General features: G+C 25.8%; 4 protein-coding genes and 1 pseudogene. All 5 read left to right on the top strand.

The features are described 5' to 3' along the window. The first annotated feature begins 159 nt into the window (after positions 1-159). The 5 genes and pseudogenes from BN1173_RS03870 to BN1173_RS03850 all read left to right on the top strand — a co-directional run bounded on the left by BN1173_RS03870 (position 160) and on the right by BN1173_RS03850 (position 5,319). Positions 160-1,119, top strand: a complete 960-nt coding sequence (locus BN1173_RS03870; RefSeq protein ID WP_040236749.1) for a ribonuclease Z — start codon at positions 160-162, stop codon at positions 1,117-1,119. A 21-nt stretch (positions 1,120-1,140) separates the two neighbouring features. After that, the gene (locus BN1173_RS03865; RefSeq protein WP_040236747.1) at positions 1,141-2,067 is read left to right on the top strand and encodes an ABC transporter ATP-binding protein; all 927 of its coding nucleotides are present in this window, start codon (positions 1,141-1,143) and stop codon (positions 2,065-2,067) included. Continuing rightward, a pseudogene (locus BN1173_RS03860) lies at positions 2,064-2,800 on the top strand (ABC transporter permease). The gene BN1173_RS03865 and the pseudogene BN1173_RS03860 overlap by 4 nt, the downstream one beginning before the upstream one ends. Positions 2,801-2,807: 7 nt before the next feature. Further along, a complete protein-coding gene (locus BN1173_RS03855; RefSeq protein ID WP_040236746.1) occupies positions 2,808-4,310 on the top strand; it encodes a GldG family protein in 1,503 nt (500 codons plus the stop codon). Between the two features lie 13 nt (positions 4,311-4,323). Continuing rightward, on the top strand, positions 4,324-5,319 hold the full coding sequence (locus tag BN1173_RS03850) for a DUF4340 domain-containing protein (RefSeq protein ID WP_040236752.1): 996 nt from the start codon (positions 4,324-4,326) through the stop codon (positions 5,317-5,319). The last annotated feature ends 312 nt before the right edge of the window (positions 5,320-5,631 follow it).

The following is a 5,631-nucleotide window of genomic DNA, read 5'->3' as shown; positions in this document are numbered from 1 at the left end:
ATCAAATACTCAATATGTAATATCAAGGAGTATCTACTATTAAATTAAAAAATCATTTAAAAAAAATGCAAAATAGCAATATAATCATGCACATTTTAAAAGCCAATTTTAACATGTATATCCATAATTTACTAAACAAAAAGAATTGGGAGATTATTTTTGAATTTTAATATTAATATTCTTGGCACAGGAGGCACAAGACCATTACACAACAGATATTTAACATCTGTTTTAATTGAATACCACGGAGAAAGTATTCTTTTTGACTGTGGAGAAGCTACACAAATGTCTCTTAGGAAACAAAAAATATCATGGCAAAAAATTAAAATGATTTGTATCACACATTTACACGCCGATCATATCACAGGACTACTTGGAATAGTAATGTTAATGGCACAAAGTGGTGATACAAGAAAAGAACCTTTAACCATTATTGGCCCTATAGGTATCAAAAAATATTTAGAAACAAATATTGAACTCTTAAGAGTACATAAAAATTATCAAATAATATATAAAGAAATAATAACTAATAAGACAGAACCTGTACTATATGAAGATAAAAGAAAAAGAATTGAATATATAAAACTTAAACATTCAATAGATTGTATTGGATATTTATTTATAGAAAAAGATAAACCTGGTAAATTTGACACACAAAAAGCAGAAAGCCTAAATATACCAAAAGGACCTATTAGAAAAAAACTACAAGAAGGATATGAAGTAATGCTGAATGGAAGAAAAATAGTTCCTTCTGAAATATTAGGAGAAATAAAAAAAGGACTCAAATTTGCATATATTACAGATACGGCTTACTTTGAAGAATTAAGCACATACATTCAAAATTTCAATTTAGTAATTATTGAGAGTACATTTAAAGATGACTTAAAAGAAGAAGCTAAAAAAAAATTACATCTAACAGCAAAATTAGCAGCACAAATTACAAAAAAAGCAAAAGTATATCAAACTGGACTTATACATTTTAGTGAAAGATATACTTTAAATAAAGACCTATACGAATTATTAAATGAAGCACAACAAGAATATCCAAATGGAAACATATTCTTAGCAAAAGATGGTATGAAACTTAAAGCAAATAAAGATAAATTTATTATAAAATAATAATATCTAAGGAGATAACAAATGATCAATGTAAACAACATTACTAAAACATATGGTTCATTTACAGCTCTCTTAAATGTTAGCTTCAAAGTTAACGAAGGAGAAGTGCTTGGAATACTTGGCCCAAATGGAGCAGGAAAATCCACATTAATCAAAATTTTAACATCATTTCATTATCCAACTAAAGGCAATGTAAAAATCTTTGGAAAAGATATAACAAAAAATCCAAAAGAAATATTGCAAAATATAGGCTACATACCTGAAAAATTAGCTCTCTATCCTGAATTATCCGTTAAAGAATATTTAAACTTTATATCCGAAATTAAAGGTGTTACAAATCACAATAAAGAAATAGATAGAGCAATAAGCATTTTCAAACTTGAAAGTGTCAAAAATAAACTAATATCCACATTATCAAAAGGCTTTAAACAAAGAGTAGGAATAGCTGGTGCTTTAATTAATAATCCCAAACTTGTAATACTAGATGAACCTACAAACGGACTTGACCCAAACCAAATTATTGAATTTAAAGACTTTTTAAAAGAACTTGCAAAAACCAGTACAATACTATTTTCATCTCACATTCTAAGTGAAGTTGAGTCAATATGCAAAAGAATCGTCATTATTAATAATGGACAAATTATTGCCGATGACACTAAAGCAAATATAGCCAAAAACCGACTTCAAGAATCTGAAATAGAACTTATTATTTACAAAGATTCTGAAACAATCAAAGAACATTTCAATAACAATGATATCTTTACATCAATTAAAATAGAAGAATTTGAAAAAGAAACCAATGTTTCATTAAAACTCAAACCCAATAAAACTGAAAGAGAACTTTTTAATTATATTACAAGCAAAGGAATAATACTTAAAGCAATGATTCCAAAACATGAAAGTTTAGAAAAAATATTTAGCAAATTAACAAAGGAGAGAAAAGAATGAAAATAGATCTAAGACAATCCTTAATTTTGTCAAAAAAAGAATTAAAAGTTTTATTTGGAACGCCAACCGCATATGTTGTAATATTATTTTTTTTAATATCTGTTTTCTTTTCTTTTATTTTTTTAATCCAGTAATTTTTATCTTCTACACCGCCTCATTAATGTCTTATTTCTCATCAATGCCTATAATTTTAATGTTGGTTCTCCCAGCTCTAAGTATGGGAGTATTCTCAGAAGAATACAAAACGGGAAGTATTGAATTACTATATGCACTACCAATAAATCCACAAGAAATAGTACTTGGCAAATTTATTACACTTAAAATATTTACACTAATACTCTTTGCTCTTACATTGCCACTAACATTAATGACAATCTTCATGGGTGAATTTGATCTTGGTATAATATTCCTTCAATATTTAGGAATAATTCTTTATTCTTACTCAGTGCTCAGCATAGGAGTTTTTATATCTTCCATTACCAAAAGTCAAATAGTGTCTTACATATTAAGCGTTTTTGTTTTGGTCATAATAGTATTTTCAGGAAAGTTAGTAATGATATTTGGAAAAGACAATGTATTTGGACAAATACTAAATTTTATCTCAATTAGTAATCATTTTGGTTACTTTAACATGGGAATATTAAACTTATCAGATTTAATTTACTTCAGCACGTTTACAATTACATTTTTAATACTAAGCGCATATAGCATAAGATTAAAAAAATGGAGATAGTTATTTTATGAAAAACAAACATAAAGAGATTCTAAATTTAACCTTAAACCTTATAATAATATTGCTCATATTTTGTAACGTATCTATTTTTACTTTCAAAATAGATCTTACCAAAAACAAAGCTTTTACGATTTCACAAGTTACAAAAGATTTATTTTCAAATGCAAATGAAAAAATATACATTACTTATTATAATTCTGCAAGCCTTGGCAATTATTTTGCATTCCCGGAACAAATAAAAAATTTTTTAACAAGTTTTTCTGACGCTTCAAGAGGAAAAGTGATTTATAAAGATATAGATGCTGATAAAATAGCAACTCCATTAGAACAAATTGGAATTCCATCACAACAAATAGATTTAAGAGAAATTAATCAGCTCTCAATACTAAAAATATATTCAGGAATTGAAATCACATATGAAGGCAAACGTGAAGTACTTCCAATAGTAACAGAAATTAGCAATTTAGAATACGATCTTGCAAGCAGTCTGGACAAATTAATAAATAATACACAAAAAATATTAGGTCTCGTATTTGGAGATGCAAATTTAAAAGCAACACATAAAAACTTTATAGAAATAATGCAAAAAGTTTTTAAAACAGAAGTTAAAGAAATAAATATAGAAAACGAACAATTACAAGATATTAATGGATTATTTATTATTGGCTCTAAAGACATAAATGAGAATACATTAAAAAAAATTGATGAGTTTATCGTCAATAATGGAAGAATATTAATAACTACAAGTAAAATTGATTATAATCCTCAAAACCCATATACAACAACTTCTATTCAATCTCCAATATTTAACCTAATTGAAAGTTATGGTATTAAATATAACGAAAATATTATACTTGACAAGAGATCACCAAGTCTTTTCTTAGGAGGCAATTTCCAAACTTATTACCCATGGATCTTGCTTAATAAAAATAATATCATAGATTCTAATAATCCTTTACTTAAAAATTTTTACGATGCTATCATTCCTTGGAGTAATTCACTAAATCTTATAGAAAAAAAAGAAAATAATGATGACATAAAATATTCACCCTTATTTACAAGTTCTAAAGAATCTTGGCAAGTCAACAACGAAGAAGTTGCAAACATAGCCATGTATTCATTTAATATACCTAAAACATTTGATAAAGAAAATCAACAAATTCTTGGATATTTAGTTGAAGGAAAAATTAAAAGTCTATATAAAGACATACAATCTGCAAATTCAAAAATAGTTTTATTAGGTTCAAACATGATCTTTAGCGATTACATGTATAATGGTTCACCCTCTAATTTTGAATTTGCTGGACGAATTTCAGACTATTTAATGCAAAAAGAAGCTTTTTTTAACATTAAATCAAGAGAAGTACGCTCAAAACTCAAATTTATAAATTCTTCAAAAGAAATGTTAAACGCAAAATTTTCATTAATAGTCATAAATTTGGTTATACTACCTATAGCAATAATAATATTTGGACTTATTAGATTTACAAAAAAACGAAAAATCAACTAATGAAGGAGAACTTATGAATAATAAATACACATTGCTAGGAATTAAAGAGAACATAAAAATAGTAATAATCATAATATTAATATCCACATTTTTGTTAGGAATAATCTTCTCAAAGCAAAACCAAGTTACAAGACTTTTAGAAGAAAAATTATTTACAATTGACTTTAAAAAAACTGCAAAAATTGAAACAGCTCTTGAAGGAACAATTATAAAAGCAGGAACAGGTTGGGAACTTAAATACAACGATATCAAACTTCCAATTGATGAACAAAGGGTTAATTCTATGATTCAAAATCTAGAAAAACTCAAAAAAAACAAACTTATAAGCAGAAATCCAAAAAAACATAAAGAACTGGGAATCAACGAAAATCCTGCTTTTAAATTTTTTGACGAACAAAATAATTTGCTAACAGAAATATTTATTGGAAATCCAGGAGAAGGAGATTCACGATTATCTTATATCAAGGGAAGTGACGAGAATGTATATCTAACAAATAACATCTTCCTATCTTACAAAGGCAACTCTTACAACACATTTGCCGATACCAAACTCTTTAATGAAAACAATTCAAAAATAGAAAGTTTGTCCTTTAAAATAGCAAATAAATCAAAAAAATTTGAAGAAAATTCAATACAAAATGATTATAAAGTATATATTAAAGACGGCCTTTACTTTATCAATCAAAAAGTATTAAAACAAGAAAAACTTTTACAAATAATTCAAGAATTCACAACAGATGGCCTTGAGATAGATCAAAGTAAAATTAATGATTATAACCTACAATATAACATTGAAATACAATGGGACAATAAAAGTATCAGTAACATTGATGTTTATATTAACAAAGATGAAAAAAACAAAGATATCTTAATGAAAAGAGACAATGATGTATATTATTATATTACCAATAGATGGTCATTCTTTGATGTCTTTAATTTAGAAAAAAAAATAGAACAAAAAGATAAAGAATCTACTGAAGATCATCTAGAACACAATGATCACAATTAATATCTCGATATAGTCGATATAAAATAAAAACAGAAAAACAAAAATATAAAAAGGACATTACAAAAAAATAAGAATATAAAATATAAAGTATCCTGCTCTTGGGTAGGATATTATAGTATACAACTAAACTTATAAAATCATCACTCAATTCAAAGTTAACTTTAACTTTTTTAATAAAAATACTATTTATTAAAAAAGTTGGTTCTAATTTATCGGATAATCTATAAATTGAATCATCTTTTGATTTATAAACTAACATACCATTAACCGATGATAATAAATAATAAGAATTCACTAAGTCATTATCAACAA

The sequence above is a fragment of the Borrelia crocidurae genome (assembly GCF_000825665.2).
GTDB lineage: Bacteria > Spirochaetota > Spirochaetia > Borreliales > Borreliaceae > Borrelia > Borrelia duttonii.
This window is presented reverse-complemented; position numbering and strand designations above follow the sequence as displayed.